This window comes from Ensifer sp. 38_S197, assembly GCF_056924495.1.
Genome location: NZ_JBXOVZ010000001.1, coordinates 2,332,789 through 2,352,660, shown reverse-complemented (window position 1 = coordinate 2,352,660; position 19,872 = coordinate 2,332,789). Strand labels below are relative to the sequence as shown.

General features: G+C 58.7%; 19 protein-coding genes. 8 read left to right on the top strand and 11 right to left on the bottom strand.

Annotation, left to right across the window (positions count from 1 at the left end; all coding sequences use genetic code 11):
* Positions 1-53: 53 nt before the first annotated feature.
* The gene (locus AC1Z3V_RS10825) at positions 54-665 is read right to left on the bottom strand and encodes a hypothetical protein (RefSeq protein ID WP_483498769.1); all 612 of its coding nucleotides are present in this window, start codon (positions 663-665) and stop codon (positions 54-56) included.
* A gap of 446 nt (positions 666-1,111) precedes the next feature.
* Here AC1Z3V_RS10825 and AC1Z3V_RS10820 point away from each other — a divergent pair, with 446 nt between their 5' ends.
* Positions 1,112-1,996 carry a LysR family transcriptional regulator gene (locus AC1Z3V_RS10820; protein WP_483498767.1) on the top strand — a complete coding sequence of 295 codons (885 nt, stop codon included), beginning with the start codon at positions 1,112-1,114 and terminating at the stop codon, positions 1,994-1,996.
* A gap of 723 nt (positions 1,997-2,719) precedes the next feature.
* On the opposite strand, the gene AC1Z3V_RS10815 is transcribed toward AC1Z3V_RS10820, so the two are convergent.
* Together AC1Z3V_RS10815 and AC1Z3V_RS10810 are read right to left on the bottom strand one after the other, a co-directional pair.
* On the bottom strand, positions 2,720-3,250 hold the full coding sequence (locus AC1Z3V_RS10815) for a gamma carbonic anhydrase family protein (protein WP_483498765.1): 531 nt from the start codon (positions 3,248-3,250) through the stop codon (positions 2,720-2,722).
* A 684-nt stretch (positions 3,251-3,934) separates the two neighbouring features.
* Positions 3,935-4,588, bottom strand: a complete 654-nt coding sequence (locus AC1Z3V_RS10810; RefSeq protein WP_483498763.1) for an SDR family NAD(P)-dependent oxidoreductase — start codon at positions 4,586-4,588, stop codon at positions 3,935-3,937.
* Between the two features lie 83 nt (positions 4,589-4,671).
* Between AC1Z3V_RS10810 and AC1Z3V_RS10805 the strand changes: the two genes are divergently transcribed.
* The 5 genes from AC1Z3V_RS10805 (at position 4,672) to tnpC (ending at position 8,814) form a co-directional block, all read left to right on the top strand.
* Positions 4,672-5,592: a LysR family transcriptional regulator gene (locus AC1Z3V_RS10805; RefSeq protein WP_483498761.1), complete on the top strand. Its 921-nt coding sequence runs from the start codon at positions 4,672-4,674 to the stop codon at positions 5,590-5,592.
* Between the two features lie 333 nt (positions 5,593-5,925).
* Positions 5,926-6,237, top strand: coding sequence for a hypothetical protein (locus AC1Z3V_RS10800; RefSeq protein WP_483498759.1), 312 nt, complete (start codon positions 5,926-5,928; stop codon positions 6,235-6,237).
* Between the two features lie 57 nt (positions 6,238-6,294).
* Positions 6,295-6,750 (top strand): IS66-like element accessory protein TnpA, encoded by a 456-nt coding sequence (tnpA, locus tag AC1Z3V_RS10795; protein WP_483497908.1) that lies wholly within the window; start codon positions 6,295-6,297, stop codon positions 6,748-6,750.
* Complete coding sequence (gene tnpB, locus AC1Z3V_RS10790) at positions 6,747-7,100, top strand: IS66 family insertion sequence element accessory protein TnpB (RefSeq protein WP_483497907.1); 354 nt, start codon at positions 6,747-6,749, stop codon at positions 7,098-7,100. The genes tnpA and tnpB overlap by 4 nt, the downstream gene beginning before the upstream one ends.
* Before the next feature lie 64 nt (positions 7,101-7,164).
* Positions 7,165-8,814 (top strand): IS66 family transposase, encoded by a 1,650-nt coding sequence (gene tnpC / locus AC1Z3V_RS10785; protein ID WP_483497905.1) that lies wholly within the window; start codon positions 7,165-7,167, stop codon positions 8,812-8,814.
* Positions 8,815-9,127: 313 nt separating this feature from the next.
* Here the strand turns inward: tnpC and AC1Z3V_RS10780 are convergent, their stop codons facing one another.
* From AC1Z3V_RS10780 to AC1Z3V_RS10765, 4 genes are read right to left on the bottom strand one after another with little or no spacing between them, the layout of a single operon-like run.
* Positions 9,128-10,234: a DNA cytosine methyltransferase gene (locus AC1Z3V_RS10780; RefSeq protein WP_483498757.1), complete on the bottom strand. Its 1,107-nt coding sequence runs from the start codon at positions 10,232-10,234 to the stop codon at positions 9,128-9,130.
* Positions 10,234-10,938, bottom strand: coding sequence for a hypothetical protein (locus AC1Z3V_RS10775; protein ID WP_483498755.1), 705 nt, complete (start codon positions 10,936-10,938; stop codon positions 10,234-10,236). Before AC1Z3V_RS10775 ends, AC1Z3V_RS10780 begins: the two co-directional genes overlap by 1 nt.
* Positions 10,935-12,050 carry a hypothetical protein gene (locus AC1Z3V_RS10770; protein WP_483498753.1) on the bottom strand — a complete coding sequence of 372 codons (1,116 nt, stop codon included), beginning with the start codon at positions 12,048-12,050 and terminating at the stop codon, positions 10,935-10,937. The genes AC1Z3V_RS10775 and AC1Z3V_RS10770 overlap by 4 nt, the downstream gene beginning before the upstream one ends.
* A gap of 6 nt (positions 12,051-12,056) precedes the next feature.
* The gene (locus AC1Z3V_RS10765) at positions 12,057-14,342 is read right to left on the bottom strand and encodes a sensor histidine kinase (RefSeq protein WP_483498751.1); all 2,286 of its coding nucleotides are present in this window, start codon (positions 14,340-14,342) and stop codon (positions 12,057-12,059) included.
* 145 nt (positions 14,343-14,487) lie between these two features.
* Between AC1Z3V_RS10765 and AC1Z3V_RS10760 the strand changes: the two genes are divergently transcribed.
* Positions 14,488-15,987 (top strand): Eco57I restriction-modification methylase domain-containing protein, encoded by a 1,500-nt coding sequence (locus tag AC1Z3V_RS10760; protein WP_483498749.1) that lies wholly within the window; start codon positions 14,488-14,490, stop codon positions 15,985-15,987.
* Positions 15,984-16,406 (top strand): very short patch repair endonuclease, encoded by a 423-nt coding sequence (locus AC1Z3V_RS10755; RefSeq protein WP_483498747.1) that lies wholly within the window; start codon positions 15,984-15,986, stop codon positions 16,404-16,406. The genes AC1Z3V_RS10760 and AC1Z3V_RS10755 overlap by 4 nt, the downstream gene beginning before the upstream one ends.
* A 443-nt stretch (positions 16,407-16,849) precedes the next feature.
* Here AC1Z3V_RS10755 and AC1Z3V_RS10750 read toward each other — a convergent pair whose 3' ends face one another.
* The 4 genes from AC1Z3V_RS10750 to AC1Z3V_RS10735 all read right to left on the bottom strand — a co-directional run bounded on the left by AC1Z3V_RS10750 (position 16,850) and on the right by AC1Z3V_RS10735 (position 19,523).
* A complete protein-coding gene (locus AC1Z3V_RS10750; protein ID WP_483498745.1) occupies positions 16,850-17,677 on the bottom strand; it encodes an aldo/keto reductase in 828 nt (275 codons plus the stop codon).
* Between the two features lie 162 nt (positions 17,678-17,839).
* Positions 17,840-18,193, bottom strand: a complete 354-nt coding sequence (locus AC1Z3V_RS10745; RefSeq protein ID WP_483498743.1) for a putative quinol monooxygenase — start codon at positions 18,191-18,193, stop codon at positions 17,840-17,842.
* 64 nt (positions 18,194-18,257) lie between these two features.
* Positions 18,258-18,647, bottom strand: a complete 390-nt coding sequence (locus AC1Z3V_RS10740; protein ID WP_483498741.1) for a putative quinol monooxygenase — start codon at positions 18,645-18,647, stop codon at positions 18,258-18,260.
* Between the two features lie 105 nt (positions 18,648-18,752).
* Entirely contained in the window at positions 18,753-19,523 is a 771-nt protein-coding gene (locus AC1Z3V_RS10735) for an SDR family NAD(P)-dependent oxidoreductase (protein ID WP_483498739.1), read from the bottom strand.
* Positions 19,524-19,872 lie beyond the last annotated feature (349 nt).

Below are 19,872 nucleotides of genomic sequence, written 5' to 3'. Positions count from 1 at the left end.
GACCCGCTCGACCGTGGCCGGCGGAAGTTTGGGGAGTTTACGCATGTCAGACCTCAACGCTGGAAGCGACGGATGATGGTCTCGGGGCCGAGCATGGCCTGGTCGAGATCGGCCTGGATGAATCGGTGCAGGATCATCCAGGAGATTCCGGCCAACGGCTGGACCTCCCGGAACAGATTCAAGATATCGGCGATAATCAGAGACCCTGCTTCATCCAGGGCGGCCAGGAGGCGGATCCGGTCGTTCAGCGATGTGCGGCAATGGGCGTAGCGAAGCAGGTCCTTCGCGTTCTTTAGGCGGAAGCCGCTCTCGATTTCCGACCTGGAAATGAAGCGCTGCCGCATGCCAACCGAGGATGCCGCCTCGGCGACCTCTGGGTGTCCATCCGCCTCAATCGCCTCCACGAGGAGCCGGCCGCCGTCGTGGTACTCGACCATGAAATCGGCGAACTGAGTCCGATCATTCACCTCCGAGCGATGCGCGAGGCAGGACCAGGAGACAACCTCGTCGTCGACATCAAGAAGGCATCCCAGATCTCGGGCCAGCTGGCTACGGAAGCCAGGCTTTCCCGAACATCGGACGGTGGCACGGGGAGAAAAGAACTTGATGGACGCTTCGCGATAGGCGTCAGGAACGGAACAGCCAGCGGCAAGCTTGTCAAACATCCTACGAACCCAAGAAACGAGTGGCCCCTGCCGCTATGGCGGCGTTGACGGTCAGCGTGTCTTGGATATTCGCAGAGAACGTTCCATGTCGAACAAATAGAGAACATTTCAGAGAAAGTCAACACCCAGCGGCGGCGGATGCCGGCTGTGGTGATGGAACGGGTTATATCGCACGAGGTTAACGGCCGCCGCTGCAGGCACCGGCACTCGTTGGGGTGAGATGCTGCGGCTGAGCTTCCTGGAACCGCAAAGAGCTTCAACATAGCGTGTAGAAACGCAGATTCCCCCCGCGCCATTGGATGCGCCGTCCTCGCCGAGGAGAACTGTTCTTCCGGCACTCTCCAATGAGCCGCCGCGCCTCTTTATCTAAGGATTGGCAATCGATATGCTCATGCGATGAATTCTGACAATAATAGTGAATCAAAAATACCAATTTGGAGTACGCGATGCACGGAGCGGAACTGGCTGAACTGTCGACCTTCCTTGGAGTGGCGCGCCACCGCAGCTTCAAAAAGGCTGCGGTGGAACGGGGTGTGGCGGCGTCGGCCGTTAGCCACTCCATCCGAAGCCTGGAAGAGCGCGTCGGTGTCCGCTTGTTTAATCGCACGACGCGCAACGTTTCGTTGACCGAGGCGGGGGCGCGGTTCCTGTCAGAACTCCAGCCGGCCTTTGGCCAAATCGAGCAAGCATTGGACAGTCTCAATTCATACCGAGGGACGCCGTTTGGCACGGTTAGAATCAACGTCCCGAACTCGATCGCCCCGTTTGTCCTTCACGATGTGATGGGCCCGCTAACAAAGCGGAATCCCGGACTGCACCTCGATATCACCGCAACGGACAGGTTGATTGACATTGTCGAAGAGGGATACGACTGCGGCATCCGCTTCGGCGAACGACTAATGCAGGACATGATCGCGGTCCACATCAAACCGACGCTGCGTTTCTCGGTTGTCGGTTCCCCGGAATACTTTGAAGGGCGCACTCCGCCGCTCGAACCCGCGGATCTGCGCCACCACTCCTGCATCCGCTACCGTTTTCCAAGCGGAGCGATTTACAATTGGCAGTTCGAGAAGAACGGCGAGGCAATCGATGTCGAGGTCGACGGCCCTGTCACGATCGACGACCAGGCCCTCATGGTCGAAGCGGCGCTACAGGGATGCGGCCTTGCCTATGTGTGGGACAATCGCGTCATGCAACACCTCGAGAGCGGCGCCCTGGTCCGCTGTCTGGACGATTGGTGCGCCCCGGACAATGGACTATTCCTCTATTATCCAAGCCGCCGCCATCTTTCTGCCGGCCTGCGGGCACTGATCGACATGCTGAAAGCATAGCCGTCCCGCTCGGCGGAGCACCGTGCCTGGGCGTGCCGGGGCGTCCATTCCAGTCGATGCTCGGCGCAGAACCAGTTGGGTGCGTATTCCGATCGCATAGCCGAAGCTGCCCCATTTCTTGCACTCCGGGTGCTCGCAGTAATGGACGTGCAGATCCGCATCCTTCCGCGGCGTCGCGCCCTTCTCGTCGCTCATGGGGCGGTCCTTGCCATCTCCCGCTCCGCAACGGGCCTCGAGCCCCGAGTGTAGCCCAAGCTCATCGATATCTCGGCAAGCGCAAGCTACGTTGTTGCGACGGCCGTATCAAATGGAACGCGTTGAACCCTCGAGGATGCCACTCGCTGCGCCGCCCCTAAGTCCGGCCATCGTGAATGGCGTGGATCCAAGCGCCACAAGCTCTGTCGTGAATGTGGTGGCCGCGATATGCCCTTAGTTTAGATAAGAAACAAACGCCTGGGCTTTCTTGAGATCGTCAGCGGCCGTTTCCAATCTTGCACAAGATGCCGATGTTGTCATGCCAGAAGTCCGAGGGCTGTTAACCCCAATGCGAGAACACCTGCTCGACCGATTCAATCTAGTAAAATTCTCCCCCGAGGGACAAAGCCTTAGCCGCGCTGGCCAGGCTCGAACCCGGAAGGATCAAGTTGTCGCAGTGGGCGATTATTCCACTGTCGGGTCCCGACCGGCTGGCCGCCGGCATCTTTGACGTCCCATGGTATTCCACTAATCGATCTGCTTCAGGTCGCGCACAAAACGCTGCCAGTTCGCAACATATCGCTCCGCCGAATGCCTTAGCCTCGCAATCGCATTTTCGTGCAGAATACGGATGGCCCGTGCCGGAGACCCGACGATCAACGACCCGTCAGGAAATTCCTTGCCCTCCGTCACCAGCGCGTTGGCCCCGACAAGGCAATTGTCGCCGATTTTCGCTCCATTCAAAACTGTGGCGCCCATACCGACAAGCGAATTGCTCCCGATCGTGCAGCCATGGACAATGGCACGGTGACCGATCGTGCAGCCTTCTCCGATCGTTACTGGAAAGCCAGGATCCGTGTGAAGAGTAGCTGACTCTTGGACATTTGTGCTGTTCCCAACCGTGATGGCATCGTTGTCGCCACGCAGAACGGCACCGAACCAGATGCTTACCGCTTCGCCCAGTTGGACATTTCCAATTACATGTGCGTCCGGTGCGATCCAGTAGCGACCGGCGATTGGCAGTCTAGGTACAAGTCCTCCAAGCGAATAGACCGGCATTGCGGCCTCCTCAGGCGAACTGAACCGACTGGGGCGCGAGACCGTCGGCGGCAATTTTAGAGGGACGTGGAACGTTCTTCACAGTCTGGCGGAAGTTGGCGAGGCTGATGCCGCAGAACGGGGCCGCAACCAAAACCGACGAACCGTTGAGTGCGGACTGCCTGCTCCCGAGAGCTGAATTCCCAAAAGCAAGTCTCGCCCGATTGTCCATTGCATCCATAACTCTACCCACTGCATCTTGCACTTGAGTAGCGGAAAGGATTGGTTATTCAAATTCAAATAAATTACCAATTCTTTCGAAAACTGGGATAATCCCGACGACAGGAACACGTGTTTCCGACGTTCATAGAGAGGCCGAACGGGCGGATGTGCATCATTGCGCTCCGATCGGTCCGAAGGCGTCGGAGAGCGGGGACCTCACAAATCACCGGCAGAGGCCGAGCGCCCTATACCGGCTGGGTTGCCCGAACCGCTGAACTCGTTTTGATACCGCACCGCAGGCCACTGCCGGCGGCGAAGAAAGCACGGGTGCTACCTGAAATTCTCTCCAGCGACTACGAGGCGATCTGAGGGCCCATATCATATCTGACGGCGAAGAACCTTACTCGCTGCTGCCGAATGATATAAAGGCCGAGGCGGATGAACCGCCCCGGCCCTCCTACTGGCGCTTCTTCGCGGCTGCGATCACGCCTTATACTGCTCCTCTGCGCTCCAGGCTTCCTTGGGTTGGCTATGGAGCTGCCAGAACTGTTCTCCGACGGCTTCTGCTTCCTTGGACCCGGCCGATACGAGGGTGGCAACCGTCACCGTAGCCACATGGATGCCCTTCTCCTTGAAGCTCTCGAACAGCCCTTGCGCTAGAGCGCGTATACCGGCCTTGCCAATGCTGAGCGAGAGATAGTCGGGATGAGGCGAGAGCGCAAAGCCACCCCCAGTCAGAAGAATGGTGCCGGCGCCGCGGCGCGACATGGGCTCAGCGACCGCCTGCGCTGCGGCGAGCGCTCCTCCGACATTGACGGCGAGGTCGCTGTTGAACGTCGAGCGCGGCTGGTCGGATAGGGAGGCCTGGCGCATGGAAGCGGCGTTGTAGTGCAGCACGTCGATGGGGCCGTACTGGTCTTCAACTTCAGCAACGAGGGCGGCGATCGCGTCCGGGTCGCCAGCATCCAACGTCTTCACGTCGACGTTGTGGCCTTTGTCCCGGAGTTGCTGTGCCAGCGCTTGCGACCTGTCGGCGTTCCGGGCGCTCAGGACGATCCGAAATCCCTCACGCGCGAAGCGTTCGGCGGTGGCGAGACCCATACCCGGCCCGGAGCCGATGCTGAGAAAAATGCTCATTATTCAGTACCTCTACCTGTTGCGGAGGCCGAGAGATAATGCATGATGAAAGCCGAATAATCTGGGCACTCTGAATTTCACTCATGCAAAATTTGCAAGAATTTACTGGCGGCCTCGACGAACTGGTCGCTTTCCTCGCGGTGGGGCAATCAGGGAGCTTTACAGCGGCGGCCAATCTGCTCGGACGCGATGCGTCGGTCCTGTCCCGCCGTGTCAGCCAGTTGGAAGAACGCCTAGGGGTCCGCCTTCTTTCGCGCACGACGCGCCGCGTTGCGCTGACGGAGATCGGAATCGGCTACCAGCGTCGCGTACAGTCGCTGCTGGAGCAGCTGGAGGAGGCCAATCGAGAGGCGAGCGACTTTGGCGCGAGCCCTCGCGGGCTGCTCAGGATCTCGCTGCCCCTAACCTTCGGACGCCTGTGGATCGCGCCTCTCCTCCCGGGATTTCTCGCGCGCAATTCCCAGATTCGCGTCGATGCGCGGTTGACCGACCGGTATGTCGACTTGGTCGCGGAAGGCTTCGACGTCGCGATCCGGGTCGGTGTCCTTAAGGACAGTGCGCTAACCGCTCGCAAGATCGCCTCTTACAGGAATGTCCTCGTGGCCTCTCCTGGCTATCTGACCAGGCATGGTGAACCGGGAAGTCCGGCTGAATTGGCGAACCATGCCTGTCTCGGTTTCACGAGCTACTTTTCCTGGCCAGACTGGCCCCTGAAAAAGGATGGCTTGCGTCAAACCGTGCGGCCAACCGGTCCGCTTATCGCGGATAACTCCGAGGTGCTGCTGCTGGCAGCGATCGAAGGCGCCGGGGTTCTCCGCACGGCAGACTGGCTGGCCGGTCCAGCCATGCGCGACGGCAGGCTCGTAGAGGTACTACCTGGCTGGGCCGGCAAAGCCGAGGGAGGCGTCTACGCAGTTATGCCACCCGGCCGGCTCGTGCCAAGCAAGACGCGCATTTTTGTCGACGACATCGCGCAGTCGATCAAGGAGGGGTGGAGCCCTTAAGGGCCCGCCAAAATGGCCGAGCACCTGAAAGTTTTTTTGCCTTTTTGGTCGCTGTGTTTCCCTGAGAACAGGGAAATCGAACCCGTGGAGGTCGCTCGTGGATACGGACTGGAATTTCCGGTGTCGGCCGAAGCGGACATCGAAGGTCGCATCTTCGAACGGCGGCTTTGCCCCTCATTTCGGTCGTTACGCGGGTCTCGACCAGATCCGTAAGGGGACGTAACGAAAATGCATCTTTGACCTTGCTGCTTCCCGAGGATCGGTGAAAAGCTGCATTTTTTGGTAGTGAATACCATCACCTTAGATGCAGCGCGTCCTCAAAGAAACTGTCGCATGGCCAACTACACGCTCGCGGACTTAGAAACGGCGAAAGCCGAACTCGCTGTCTGGAACAAGCGCTTTGACGACTACACCGGCAACAATCCCGACAAATATCAGGCTGATATAAAGTCCGCGCGAGCGAGAATTCGCGAGATCGAATTCGCGCTCAAGGCGGACGGCGCTATTCCGACAAGTGAGCACGAGCAGATTGAAAGCGCGCTTGACCGGATGTTCCCAAACGCACGCAGTAAGGAGATTGTGGAGTATGAGGGCCAGAAGTATCGTATGCGCCGCCTCCACCCCATTGATTTTGCGTGTTTGTGACCATTGAGGTTTCTGCCTTTCTGCCAGAATGTTTTCGGCAAGAGCTGGAGATTTGGCATGGCGGATGGTGAAGGATTTGTCGGACGATGCGAAGTGGTGGAGCCTCGTCGGGGAAACCGACGCTGGCCCAATGCTGTGAAAGCGCGGATTGTTGCGGAGAGCCTTCAGCCTGGAACCCGGGTCGCTGACGTAGCGCGTCGTTATGATCTCGTTGCACATCAGCTTTCGAGCTGGCGACGACAGGCGCGTCAGGGTCTTCTGGCGCTGCCTGCTGAGCTGCTGCCGGTCATGCCGGCCTTTGCGGACGGATCTATCGAACCTGCCTTCGTGCCACTGGCGATTACGACGGAGCCGAACATGACTTGTGATGCTTTGCCGACCCCGGAGCCGGTCGCGGCCGCTTCGCAGATCGTGACGGTAGAAATAGGGGCAGACCTCGTGATGCGGGTTCCCGGCGATGTACCGGTTGATCGGGTGGCGGCCTTGGTGCGTGCGATGCGAGCGCCGGCATGATCGTCGCGGGCCAACGCTTGCCGATCCTGATCGCGACGCGGCCGGTGGACTTCCGCTGTGGCCATCAGGCGTTGGCCTTGATGGTGCAGACCGAGTTAAAGCTTGATCCGCATTCCGGGGTGACGGTGATCTTCCGGTCGAAGCGCGGGGATCGTCTGAAAATCCTGGTATGGGATGGCACCGGAATGGTGCTGACCTACAAAGTCTTGGAACAGGGCAGCTTCGCCTGGCCCAAGGTGCAGGATGGAACGATGCGGCTGTCGCGGGGACAGTTTGAAGCCTTGTTCGAAGGGCTTGACTGGCGACGCGTGATGGCGCGGCGAGTGGTGCCCCCGGCTGCGGCAGGATGACTCACCAGCTTAATTTTGGCATTGTTTTATTGGGCTTTTCTGCTTCGCTTTGCTATGAAGACACATGTCGAAGCCGATCGATCTCAGCCAGTTCCCGGACCTCCCTCCCGAGGTATTGAATGCCTTTGCGGCAGTGCAGTTCGAGCTTTCGGTCGAGCGTGCGGCACGCCAGCATGAGCAGGCGGTGGTGGCCGAAAAGGACGCCTTCATCAGCGAGCTGAAGCAGCTGATCGAGAGGTTGGAGAGCCAGGTTCAGGACTATCGGCGCACGAAGTTCGGGCCGAAATCGGAAAAGCTTGATCCGACGCAGATGGAACTGGCGCTGGAGGACCTGGAGACGGCGATTGCCGAAACGCAGGCCCAGATCGCCTTCGTCGAGGAAAAGATCGCGGCCAGCGCCGTTGATCCCGCAAAGGCTGTTCCTCGCAAGGAGCGGAGGCCACGCGCACTGCCCCAGAGCCTGCCGCGGGTCGAGCGGGTGATCGAGCCCGACAGCATTGTCTGTCCCTGTGGTTGCGGCAACATGGTTCGGATCGGCGAAGATCGGACGGAACGGCTCGATCAAATTCCGGCACGCTATCAGGTGATTGTCACGGTCCGCCCGAAATACGCTTGCCCCAAGGGGCGCACGGGCGTCGTTCAGGCCAGAGCGCCGGCGCATTTGCTGGAGGGCAGCTGGCCGACCGAGGCCCTGTTGGCGCAGATCGCCGTGTCCAAGCATTCCGAACATATGCCGCTGAACCGGCAGGCCGCGGTCATGGCCCGACACGGAGTGCCGATCGACCGCACGGTCCTGGCAGATTGGATGGGTCGGACAGGTGCTGCGGTCGCGCCGGTGGTCGACCACATGGCCAAACGGCTGATGTCGGAAAGCGCGCGGCTCTATGTCGACGAGACCACGGCTCCGGTGCTGGATCCCGGGCGAGGCAAGACGAAGACCGGTTATCTCTGGGCCGTGCTGCGCGACGACCGCGGCTGGAACGGATCTGCGCCACCGGGCGTAGTGTTCCATTATCGACCGGGGCGTAAAGGCGAATATGCAGCAGAAATCCTCGACGGCTTCAACGGCACGATCCAAGTCGATGCCTACGGTGGCTACTCGCACCTGGCTACGCCAGACCGCACGGGCGGGGACCCGTTGAAGCTGGCCTTCTGCTGGGCGCATGGTCGCAGAAAGCTGATTAAGGCCAAACCCAAGAAGGGGTCGCCCATCGTCGACGAGGCGCTGTTGGGCATCGCCGCCCTCTACAAGATCGAGGATAGCATCCGCGGTTGCGATCCCGATCATCGCCGGGCTGTCCGCCAGAACCTGTCCCGTCCGCTGGTGGACGAGTTCTTCACCTGGTTGGCAGCTCAGGCCAAACGCGTCTCGCGCAAGTCCGACCTCGGCGAAGCCATGGCCTATATGCTGAGACGTCAAGACGGCTTCCGACTGTTCCTGGACGACGGCTGCGTCGACATCGACTCCAACCTCGTCGAAAACGCGATCAGAAGCCCCGCCATGAACCGCCGCAATGCGCTATTTGCCGGGCACGATGAAGGCGGCCGTAATTGGGCCCGTTTCGCCAGCCTGATCGGCACATGCAAGATGATTGGTGTCGAGCCCTATGCCTATTTGCGCGATCTCTTCATCAGCCTCGCCAACGGCCACCTCGCCAAAGACATCGAGGCCCTCATGCCCTGGGCCTATGCGCAACGCAGCGCCTCACAATGAGCTCGTCCGGGACTCCCCGATGAGCTCACAGGACCTTCCGCAAGCGATCGACATCGCCGTTGCAACCGCAAAATCAATGGGGCGGAGACGCCGCATACGAAGTATCAGCGTCGCTTCGCACCGCTTGAGCGATCTCGCTCAAGGAAGTCAGTGACCGTTTGGGACAAGTCGTGGGTGAGATTGCAAGATTGAACCTCGGTAGGCTGGGTTTCCTTAACCGCGGACCGTGGGCTCGTGCAGTCGGACCGAAAGGCGCCCTCTTTTCAGCCAACCAAGATTTGTTGATCAATCTCGGAAAGCACCCGTCAGGCAACTACCGTAGTCTCGCTTCAAGGCGCTCCAAGAAACCTTCAGGATAGCGCAATCGGCTTTCGCGGGCCCTATTCACAAAGCCCGAAAGGGCGCGATCTGACAAATCGGTCCACGAGTAATTGCCATGGGATATTCGCCCCAGTTCGAGAGAGCTGGGCGCTTCTTGGACGTTGACGGCAAGACGTAGGCCCCGCCCATCTCCCCAAGCTGCCAACGGCCACATCGCCCGGTCCGGCATGGGCGAAGAAAGCTTGCGGTCCCAAGCTGCGGGAGAATTCATCCGATCAGAAATCCATCGGACGACCGGGACACTCACCGCGTTGCCTACCAGTCCCCACCGAAGGCGCGGCGGTGCAGCTTCCGTCCAGCCCTCTGGAAACCCCTGAAATCTTTCAGCCGTCTCGATTGTCGGAACTTTTACGCCCCCATCTGGAAACAAGACGGCGGGCGGCGACGGTATCCCGATTGACGAGCCGGTCTTCAACGGCGGTATCGCGTCGGCGGTCAAACCGTGGCCGCTTCTGCCTTCCGTCCAATAGAAGCCAACCGGCAACGATTGGTCTAGCGAGTTCGCAGGCAGAGGGATGCCGGCATCCGAAAGGAGCGCTTCGCCCGGATCAGAATCCCGTGATGCAATGAAGTAAAAGCGTCGACGTCGCTGAGGTAGCCCGAAGGCTCTGCTGTCCAACGTGCGATATGCCCAAGAGTAGCCGAGTTGTTCCGCAGCGTGCATGAGGTACAGAAGAACTCGTCCGCCGTGAACGAAGCGGATCGACTGTACATTCTCCAAAATTATATGCGACGGACGTGTGGCAGCCGCAAGACGGAAGACATGTTCGACCAAAGCGGACCGCGTACCCGCCAAGCCACGTTGCCCGCCGACGATGGAGACGTCTTGGCATGGGAAACCCGCGACGATCACGTCGGCAGCATCGACTACGTCTGCGTGGATGCTTCGGACGTCTTCTATCAGCGCAACTTCTGGAAAGCGATGGCGCAAAACATCGCGCGCATTTGATGCGATATCGTTCAGGACTATAGTGTTGTGGGATCGAGCGAAACCCAGTTCGAAACCGCCCGCTCCACTAAAGAGACTAGCGATGCGCATCAGGCTATCTGCAAATCGGGCATGTGGTAGTCTTGGGTCGCGGAAACCGGAGTTTGCCTCGATGGCTTATCCCAAAGTCTGGCGACTGCTTCGGCCATCTCTCTTAACCTGTCACGTTGAGCACGCTGCAACGTCGCCAAACCTTGGGCGTCTGACTGAGACCTCGGCCATTCGATCGGAAAAAATTCGGACAGAACGAAGTCGAGACAATCTGTTGGCAAGATTGTTGCAAAGGGAAATCGAGGTACTGCTATCTGCAGGCCCACTCTCTTTTCCATGTAGTCTTCGGAGAGCTGTAGGTGGACATGGGGACCAAGTTGCTCCGAGTTCTTCATGTCGACGTGGAAATGCAAGAGGACTTCATTGTTCGCGGCGTCATACACTCGAATATGCGTGACCATCTTACCTACGGTCCATATAAACTTTTTCCGTGAGTGCTCACCTCGCTCGAATACAGATTCGAACTGCCAGCCGACTCGAACCTCATGGGCGTTGTTATTTCGTCTATCGTAAGAGTTCGCGATTTTTGTGATAATTGGATATTTGAGGCTCCAGTCGAACTTCTCACGGAGGTTATCACGGCCGTCTTCCAGCACCAATTTTAGCCGAGATAGCGCCGGTTGTGATGCGGGCTCGACGAACGGTTCGAACGCGCGTAGCCAATGAGCAAGCTCCGTGCCGTAATTTCGCAAATTTATCTTCATTCGCCGAAACTCAACACATCTCGATCTTCATAGATTACCTTTGCCATTAGCTGGCGATCTTCTCGAGCGGAACTTATGAGTATCCACGCCGCGTCGACGTTCGCAGGAAAGTCTTCGTCGGTCACGCGGACGCAGTCTTGCGCCTCGGCTATTTCATCCGTTTCCACCAAGTACGAGTTGGAAATGAGGACTGGCTCGGAATGCTCAAGCCAGTCGATGGATGTCTTGGTAGCAAGCTTGCCTAGCGCTGCGTGATAGCCATCAGGGTCTTGAGATAGATGCCAGGCAAGATCGTCGATCGCGGCTCGCCACCATCGCCGGCCGAGGAAATCCTTTAGCGGTCCCAAGTATCTGCAAGTCTCAATTGTCCCACGCTGAGCTGCACCAGCTTCCTTGCCTTCGTATTCCGCCACGATCGAGCGAAAAGTCGCTGGCTGTATTTTTAGCCGGAGCGCCGCTTGCGCATCAGTCAACAGAAATGAAGGATAGGGAAGCACGTGTGCGAGAAGCCACCCGATGATTGAGTGAGCGGTAGCGGGGCCGGAGGAGGTCGATACCTCTCTCGGTGGACGGGCGCGGTCGATCTGCCTCATGGCGCTATTCGCCCAGTCGGCGTCTTTGGGTACGCCGAGAACCTTGAGGCACAACTGCTCGGAATCGTAAGTTCCGAGTGGCCGACCTTCGATGGGCTTGAGGTCTAGGTTCCTCGCGATGAAGTCAGCCGCATTTGACAGCTCTATCACCCGATTCAGCGTATTCTTCGTTTTGTCGCCGATCCATTCGACACCATGCTTTTGCGCAATGACGTGATGGCGTTCTATCGGTCCGAGAGGCTCTCCGACCGCTTTTTCGACGTCGCTACTTACCACCACGGTCGTTGGACGGCCGCCGATCGTGGCCCTCCACTTCTGAAAGAGGCTAAGGCCGTTCTCGTCGTGCGGATCGGCCACCAAAAAGAAGTCGAAGAGCCACACATTCGCGGTACGGGCAGCGGTGAAGGCCTCTTCGTTCGAATCGTTATCTTGGAAAGTGAATGACGTTATCGCGGCTGCGTCGCCATCAGCCTGCGACATGAAGTCCGAAGGTGAATCGTCGATATACACAATGGTCATGCAATATTACCTCATCGGAATTCTAAAGCGTATCGCGGTTGCAAAACCGCTTGGCGGCGCGATGAAATCAATTTCGCCACCGTACTCCTGAACGAAAGCGCGGGTGATCGTCAGCCCCATGCCCATACCTTGACCCAAGATGGCGTCAGGTCGCTCGGTGGTCGACTGAAACGCATCGAAGAGACGCCGTGCTCGGGATAGATCGACGGCTGCGCCTGTGTTGGAAACCTGAACCTCGCAGAAACCGCCGTGCTCACGTGCCGAGACTTCGATACGTCCGCCGACATCGCTGAACTTGACCGCATTCGACAGCAGGTTGGTAAATATTCCGGACAGCTCGGATGGGAACATCGGCGGAGTTCGAATATCGGTCGGAATGTTATCGACGAGCGTGATGTTCTTTTGTTCAATCCTGGACTCGAAGAACAGTCTAACGGTTTCGAACCTGTCGCGCAGTGATAGCCGCGCGCGCCGACGGCGTCCCTCGAAGCTCGTCGCATCGACAAGATAGGTGGCATTGCGCCGAATCCGATCGGCGAGGTCCAAAGCTCTTTGTCTGGCCTTGCGGATCGCCGTTCGGGTGCGCGCAAGATCGTCGATCGTTAGGGCATCCTCAAGCTCGCGAGCCAATGCAGATATCTGAAGGCCAACAGCATTGATCTCGTGAACAAAAGCAGCGAGCTCCGCGCCCAATGACGCCAGCACGCGCCACTGTACGGCCTCGCTACCGAACTGATCGGCCATCTCGCGAATCTCGGAAAGATTCGGCTGTAGCTCTTTGGCCTCACGCGTCGCCGTCACAAAATCGTTGCGTTCGACAGCCTTCTGAATATTGGCAAAACTCCGCTCGACTTGCAGCGCGTTTTCTCGGACTCGCAGCGCCGTCGGCGTTTCATTGACATCCGAGCGGATGCCGGCGTTGCGCTGAACCGCGCGTTGCTCATTTCGGATCTCCTTCACCTCTCTGCGGGAGACGGACCTTAACCGGACAATTAGATCGGTCGTCACGCGAGTCCATTCGGTGATAAAGTCGAACGCTTCACCCGGCAGGAAGCCTTCGCGGCTGACAACCATCTCAAGACCTGGGCTGGTCGACCTGTGGAGGAAAATGCCGCCCATGTAGGCATTGTTGCCTTGGATCACGAGTTCTTCGTTCTCTAGGCCTGGAGGGATTTGATCTGCACTTAAGGCTGCCAGACTTGTCAACTGACGTTTCGCTCGAGAAAGATAGTTGCGTTCTAGGCCCAGCCAGTCGTCGCGAAGATCGCCGTAGGGCGATACGCGAAAGCCCTCCATAAATACGCGAATGCCTTGAACCTCAGCTTCCCAAGATGCGCCAGAACGTTGCAGTATTCTTCCAGTGAAAGATGGACCCGACTTTGGAGCAAATTTCTTCTTCAGCCGAAATCCCTCTGCGCCGGGGTATTTGCGACGCTCTGCTTCCGTCGGTGCTAACGCGATTTGGAGTATTCCTGTTTCTCGATCGAAAGACAGTTCAGCGATCCAACTCGCTGCCGCAGCTACATCTGGCAGGAGGCTATCGCCAAGGCTTAGATCTCCTCCGAAGACGACTTCAAAACCGGGATCGCCTGTCTGTTGATCTCGGATCGGCAGAGTCTCGAACAGTAACCGCTCGCCCATGACGTCATCAGGGAGCTTCTTCCAAGTGGCTGCCAAGGGTGCGAGCGTAGCGGCCTCGCGCAGGAAGTTTGAGCGTATACGATTGGACCATGCCGTTCGCAGCGGTGCGATTGTCAATGTCGTACCGCTACCCGGCTTAGATGGTTTCGCGCGTTCATCGACGTGAACCGCGCCGGTCCCGTCGATCTGATCCAGTGTCTCCAACGCCTCGATCGCACCCCAGTTTATACGAGCGACCACCTCCGATATCGCCGGCGGGAGAGCGATCGCGCCTCTGGGTGCCGGCCCGGCTTTGCGCGATTGAACCTCTACGACTGTCCCAAGTTTGTGAGAGGCGAGACGTCCCACCCCCTTTTCGCCGGTGTAGCGACGACCAAACACCGGAGACCGCCGGTCGCCAGAATTCTTGGTGCGGCCCGCGATGGTGAGAAAGCCGCGCCGGAATTCGCCGCTGTCCATTCCTACTCCGTCGTCGGATACGACAATGCTGCCGCTGGCCGTATCTGCAAGATTGACCCCCGTCACCGTCACCAACGTTGCATCGGCGTCATAGGCATTCTTGATCAACTCGATGAGAGCTGTGCTCTCTTTGGCGACTAACAATTCGCCGAGCTCTTGGAAGAGCTTGGTATCGACGCTGAAACCTGTCATTTGGAGAGAATGTGCCGAGGCAAAAGGCGTGGCCGTTTGACGCTCATCATTTGTTCAAGCCTCGACTATATCAGTGGTTTTCTAACTGCCTTCTGTGAGCGGTATTGTTATAAGCACTCAACGGAAATTGCCAGAGGACGAATGAATGGAACTGCACGCAGCGATAGAGCAATTGCACGATCGTTGCGCGATATACACGTCGAGCCCGACCGCGGCACGCTTGCTCGACTTGATCGGCTGGACTGCGCACGCGGATCTTTCGCAAGCGGTTCTCCTTGAGCCATGTGCCGGGGAAGGCTCTATCCTCTTGGAAGGGGTTCGCCGCCTTCTCCATTCGTTCCGCTCTCACGGTCGAACGCCTTCCTTGGTCGATCTCGAACCGCGCGTCAGGAGTTTCGAACTCCATCCGGGAGCCGCGGCGACCGTACGACGGCTACTTCGGATATTGCTGATCGAGGAAAGCATTTCTCCGCAGCTCGCCGATCAACTGGTCTTAGAGTGGGTGGGCGAACGAGATTTTCTGTTGGAGAAACCTGGGCGCGCTACGCACGTTGCGGCAAATCCGCCTTACGTTCGCTGGAAGAACCTTCCTGCAATCCTAGCAGGTCTCTATCGCGAAACCCTGCCGACCGCGAGCACGCGCGGTGATCTGTCGGTGGCATTCCTGAATAGAATGCAAGAATGGGCGAGCGATGGCGGTTCCATCGCGGCGTTGACCAGCGATAGATGGATGTTTGCGCAGTACGGAGATTCCTTTCTTCAAGACACAAAATCGCGAGGCTGGACCATCACGGTGGCCGACGAGCGCCCATCCGATCCATTCGTGAAAACGGTGGGCGCTTACAGCGCGATCGTCTTGCTGACGCCAGGCGGCAGACCAGTTCATCACCTGTCGTTAAACAAGAGAGAAAAAGCCCAGGCAATGCAGCGTGAGCTCCTCGCGCGGCATGGAAGCCTCCATGAGGCCGGCTGCACTGTTCGTGTTGGTCCAGCGCTCGGTGCTGGGCGGACATTCATACTTGATCCCGATGACATCGCCGAAGTGGAGGATGAACTTGTTCGCCCCTTCCTCGAGCGAAAGGACCTGGTCGGTTCAACTGTCGATACCGCCCGGTTACGGGTAGTCGTGCCTTATGATCGTCGGGGCGTTCTGATTGATCCCGCAGAGTGGCCCCGCTTCATGGCCTGGGTCAACAGGCGACGGGAAGCGCTCAGTAAAAGAAGTCAGTTTAGAGAGAAAGACCAATATTGGCGGACGATCGATGCGGTTCCCACTTTGTGGTCAACCGGTCCGAAGCTTCTGATGCCGGAACTATGCAATAAGCCTTTCGTCACGATAGATCGAACGCAGGCAATCCCGGCGCATTCCCTTTACGCAATCTGGCCAGGGGAGTGGCCCGTAGACGTTCTCCAACGTGTCCTGAATGGTGGTCTCCTCGAAATAACTGCGAAAGCTGAAGCTCCGGCTCTCAAGCACGGCTGGATGCGTTTCTACAAGCGGTTTCTGCTGAGAACGCCTCTGCCGCAATGGAGCCAACTATCCCACGATGATCGTGAAGGTCTAAGTAGTGACGCCCTCGAAGAGTTCGAAGATACTTTCGAAGGTCTGTTCGGATTTGCACCAGGCACTACATCCCTTGTATGAAGACACGCGAATTGTTTGCGGATGTACCTGACCAACGCCGTCGCCTGATGGCCAAGGTTAAGGCGACTGATAGCAAGCCAGAGATGCTTGTGCGGCGTGCGACCCACAAGTTGGGGTTCAGATATAGGCTCCACGTCCGAGCGTTGCCCGGTACTCCTGATCTTGTCTTTCCTCAACTCAGAAAAGTCATTTTCGTGCATGGATGCTTTTGGCATCGGCATCCGGGATGCGTGCGAACAACCACACCCAAGGCTCACGCCGAGTATTGGCAGAAAAAGTTCGATGACAATGTCCAGCGAGACGAGGCCAGCCAAGCGGCGCTGGGAGCACTTGGCTGGCTGAATCTTGTGATCTGGGAGTGCGAGACTAATGACCTAGGTTGCCTATCGGAGCGGTTGGATAACTTCCTGTCCGGGTAAGATCGGACACGCATTTCAGTTCAGCGACAGAAACTATCTCTGCCTTCACCCTCATGGCTTCACAATAGTCACCTAAACCAATGCTCTCGCGGAAACCGAACAGGCGGGATACGGCCCCAATTTGCTCGTTCAGATGAGGAGGAATTCGGCGCTCGTAGCGCGTTGAACGTTCACGCCTGCCGTCCACCATCTCGGCGTCGAGGCGTTCCTCGAGCGCCGGAATGCGCCGACCAACTGGATTCCGGTACCGCAAGTAGCGACGCGGCCCGTCCGAATCTGCCTTGCCAAGCAGCTAAGGGCAGCCTAGTGCGCGTAGCGCCGATGAACGACACGAGCCGCCATGCTCGCCTCGTGCCATCGGCCTCTTATGCAGGAGCGCTGTCCCACGCGAGCGAGTCGCGGGCCACAATGAATGTATCGAACGGCAGCCGCCGCGCCGCGCTTTAGAAACTCGCGGTTAGCGGGTTCGGGCCGATGCGCCCGTCGATGGAATTGAGTTTGCCGATCGCCGTAAAGTCGGCTTCGTCAAGGCCGAAGCTGAAAACGTCGACGTTCTCAACAATGCGGGCCGGGCTCACTGATTTCGGAATGACGATCAGCCCGTTGTCGATATGCCAGCGGATGATGATCTGAGCTGGCGTTCTACCGTGCTTCGCCGCAATCGAGGTGATCGTCGCATCAGCGAGCAGGGTACCCCGGCCAAGCGGGCTCCAGGACTGCGTCGCAATGCCGAGCTTCGCGTGAACCTCCCGCAGCTTCCGTTGCTGGAACCGCGGATGCAGCTCGATCTGGTTGAGCGCCGGGGTGACGCCCGTCTCGTTGATGATCTTGTTAAGGTGCTCCAGCTCGAAGTTCGCAACCCCGATCGATCGTACGAGCCTCTGTTCCTTCAGTCGGATAAAGGCCTTCCAGGTGTCGACATATCGGCCGCGCTGGGGAGACGGCCAATGGATGAGGTAGAGATCGACATAGTCGAGGCCGAGGCGCTTCAGGCTTTCGTCGAAAGCGCGCAAGGTCGAATCGTAGCCCTGTTCTTCGTTCCACAGCTTTGTCGTGACGAAGATATCCTCACGCGGGATACCTGCGTCGCGGATGCCTTCGCCCACGCCGGCTTCATTCCCGTAGCTCGCTGCGGTGTCGATGTGGCGGTAGCCGGCCCGGAGCGCCGCTTCGACCGCTGGGCCGGCGACATCTGACGGTGTTTGCCAAACACCCAGGCCGATCTGCGGAATGAAATTCCTGTCGTTCAAGAACACTCGTGGCTGTGACATGATAGGCTCCTCAGGTTTCGATTGGACAAGCGTCGCCGCCGGGCGCCCCAGCCGGATGTCCGGATCGACAAGCACGACCCCACGCGTCTTCGCAGAGCTCCACGGCGTCCTTCAACGAGCGAGGGAGGCCGCGCCGGGCGCTGGACCGCGACGCGGCGTTGGTTAGGCCTTCGTGGCTACGGTCGTCACCATTGCGCAGCGACGCAGGTCCATGTCGCCCTCCAGCACCTCGGGCAACACCGCGAGGAACTCCTTCATGTACGGAAACTCGAAGTGTGCGGTCAGGTCGGAGGCGTCCTTCCAGTTCTCGTAGAGCACCCAGACGTCAGGATCCTCGTTCGAGCGGTGCAGATCGTAGTTGATGTTACCGGGCTCGGCACGGGCCGGTTCGACCAATGTCCCGAGGCGGCGGCCGAGTTCGTCGCCCATGCCCTTCTTGGCACGAATAAAGGCGATCAGGGTGAGTTGCGTGCCGTAGGACGGCGTCGGTATGGTAGAAGCGGGTTGTGCGGTCATATGTAATCTCCGGTTACGTTAGTTTGCGAGTTGCGCGTCGCCGACAGCGGCGCCGACGTCTTGGTCAGCGGCACTCGGCGCACGAGGCCGGATCGGTGGTGGCCGGCGCTGTGCGCGGCTGCGGGTCGAGGTCCTGGACGAAGTTCAGGCCGCCCTCGGAGAGAGGCTTCTCCAGGTTGCGTTCGAACATCGAGAACAGCGCGACCGTGTAGGGGCGCGCAAAGTGGCTCTTCACCGCTTCCTCGTCGCGCCAGACTTCATAGAGAACGTAGCTGCGCTCCGTGCCGATGATCTTGTGGACGTTGAAGGTGATATTGCCGGGCTCGAGACGCGAGCAGGTCACCGAGCGGCGGAAAACCTCCTCGAACTCGGCTTCGGCGCCTGGTTTTACTTCGAAGTTGACGACAAGCGCGATCTCGCCATTCGGGCTCGGCTGCAAAGTGATTTCGGACATTCTGCTTTCCAAAAATAAGATGTGGTTGACCTTGTGTGGCGCTGCCCATCCGCAGCCTCTGCGCTGTGGCAGAGAACCGGTTCGACTGGGCAGCGCCCCGGAGGATCAGGCGATCGAATAGCCGCCGTCGATCAGGAGGCCGTGGCCGGAGATGAACGCAGCGTCGTCCGAAGCCAGGAAGGCAACGACCGTGGCCATCTCCTCCGGCGTGCCGGCGCGACCGGGCACAGTGCTGGCGGCGAAGGCATACTTTGCTTCCGCGGTCGGCCAGACCCGGTCCTGGAAGGGCGTATCGATGATGCCCGGATTGATTGCGTTGACGCGAACGCCCTGCTTGAACAGTTCGATTGCAGCAGTCTTGGTCAGGCCGAGCACGGCATGCTTGCTGGCGATATACAGGCCAGCATTGGCGAAGCCGATAACCCCGCCCATCGAGGCGTTGTTGATGATCGTGCCGCCGCCCTGCGCCAGCATCGCCTTGGCTTCATGCTTCATCGACCAGAACACGCCTCGCACATTTGCGTTGAAGATCGTGTCGTAGGTTTCGTTGGTCTGCTCGACGAAGGGCGAGAAGGCGCCCTCCGTACCGGCATTGTTGAAGGCGATATCGATGCGGCCATAGGTCGAGATCGTCTTCGCGACGAGGTCGATCACGCTCTGCTCGACGTTCACGTCGGCCACCACTGCGGTGGCTTCGAAGCCCTCGTTCTTTATCTCGGCCGCAAGGGCTTCGATCTCCGCGCCGCGGCGGGCGCTTGCGATGACCTTTGCGCCGCGGCGGGCGAGCTCGATCGCAGTGGCGCGGCCTATCCCCGAGCTTGCCCCAGTAACGAGGGCGACCTTACCTTCGAGGGTCTTGAGCGGTCTGTTGCTCATTTCTATCTCCATCGGTTGAAAACTTGCCCGGTGCGGGCGCCAGCTGAGGAGCCTGTATGCCGGTGCCCTTGTTTTACAGCTCCAGCACAGATATAATTAGACGATGAATTTTGATTAGAGTGGTGAATATACGATATCAATCGTCTGACGCGATGTCTGGATGACCGCGTCATCCGGCACTTGGCGGCTGATGCCGCTGCTACCCTCGAAAACGGATTCCGGGTTCATGTTCAAATGAGAGGGTCCCTCTCATAGCTTTGTGACGGAGATCGCGTTTTGTCCGGGGCCTGTTATCTCTCACTCCGAAGCAAGCTCATGGCCGGTCCTCGCGCCAAGCAGTCACACGGTG

What these genes read in the sequence shown, in the direction of transcription:
- AC1Z3V_RS10825 (WP_483498769.1), bottom strand. Translation starts at nt 665, where the DNA reads ATGTTTGACAAGCTTGCCGCTGGCTGTTCCGTTCCTGACGCCTATCGC.
- AC1Z3V_RS10820 (WP_483498767.1), top strand. Translation starts at nt 1,112, where the DNA reads ATGCACGGAGCGGAACTGGCTGAACTGTCGACCTTCCTTGGAGTGGCG.
- AC1Z3V_RS10815 (WP_483498765.1), bottom strand. Translation starts at nt 3,250, where the DNA reads ATGCCGGTCTATTCGCTTGGAGGACTTGTACCTAGACTGCCAATCGCC.
- AC1Z3V_RS10810 (WP_483498763.1), bottom strand. Translation starts at nt 4,588, where the DNA reads ATGAGCATTTTTCTCAGCATCGGCTCCGGGCCGGGTATGGGTCTCGCC.
- AC1Z3V_RS10805 (WP_483498761.1), top strand. Translation starts at nt 4,672, where the DNA reads ATGCAAAATTTGCAAGAATTTACTGGCGGCCTCGACGAACTGGTCGCT.
- AC1Z3V_RS10800 (WP_483498759.1), top strand. Translation starts at nt 5,926, where the DNA reads ATGGCCAACTACACGCTCGCGGACTTAGAAACGGCGAAAGCCGAACTC.
- tnpA (WP_483497908.1), top strand. Translation starts at nt 6,295, where the DNA reads ATGGCGGATGGTGAAGGATTTGTCGGACGATGCGAAGTGGTGGAGCCT.
- tnpB (WP_483497907.1), top strand. Translation starts at nt 6,747, where the DNA reads ATGATCGTCGCGGGCCAACGCTTGCCGATCCTGATCGCGACGCGGCCG.
- tnpC (WP_483497905.1), top strand. Translation starts at nt 7,165, where the DNA reads ATGTCGAAGCCGATCGATCTCAGCCAGTTCCCGGACCTCCCTCCCGAG.
- AC1Z3V_RS10780 (WP_483498757.1), bottom strand. Translation starts at nt 10,234, where the DNA reads ATGCGCATCGCTAGTCTCTTTAGTGGAGCGGGCGGTTTCGAACTGGGT.
- AC1Z3V_RS10775 (WP_483498755.1), bottom strand. Translation starts at nt 10,938, where the DNA reads ATGAAGATAAATTTGCGAAATTACGGCACGGAGCTTGCTCATTGGCTA.
- AC1Z3V_RS10770 (WP_483498753.1), bottom strand. Translation starts at nt 12,050, where the DNA reads ATGACCATTGTGTATATCGACGATTCACCTTCGGACTTCATGTCGCAG.
- AC1Z3V_RS10765 (WP_483498751.1), bottom strand. Translation starts at nt 14,342, where the DNA reads ATGACAGGTTTCAGCGTCGATACCAAGCTCTTCCAAGAGCTCGGCGAA.
- AC1Z3V_RS10760 (WP_483498749.1), top strand. Translation starts at nt 14,488, where the DNA reads ATGGAACTGCACGCAGCGATAGAGCAATTGCACGATCGTTGCGCGATA.
- AC1Z3V_RS10755 (WP_483498747.1), top strand. Translation starts at nt 15,984, where the DNA reads ATGAAGACACGCGAATTGTTTGCGGATGTACCTGACCAACGCCGTCGC.
- AC1Z3V_RS10750 (WP_483498745.1), bottom strand. Translation starts at nt 17,677, where the DNA reads ATGTCACAGCCACGAGTGTTCTTGAACGACAGGAATTTCATTCCGCAG.
- AC1Z3V_RS10745 (WP_483498743.1), bottom strand. Translation starts at nt 18,193, where the DNA reads ATGACCGCACAACCCGCTTCTACCATACCGACGCCGTCCTACGGCACG.
- AC1Z3V_RS10740 (WP_483498741.1), bottom strand. Translation starts at nt 18,647, where the DNA reads ATGTCCGAAATCACTTTGCAGCCGAGCCCGAATGGCGAGATCGCGCTT.
- AC1Z3V_RS10735 (WP_483498739.1), bottom strand. Translation starts at nt 19,523, where the DNA reads ATGAGCAACAGACCGCTCAAGACCCTCGAAGGTAAGGTCGCCCTCGTT.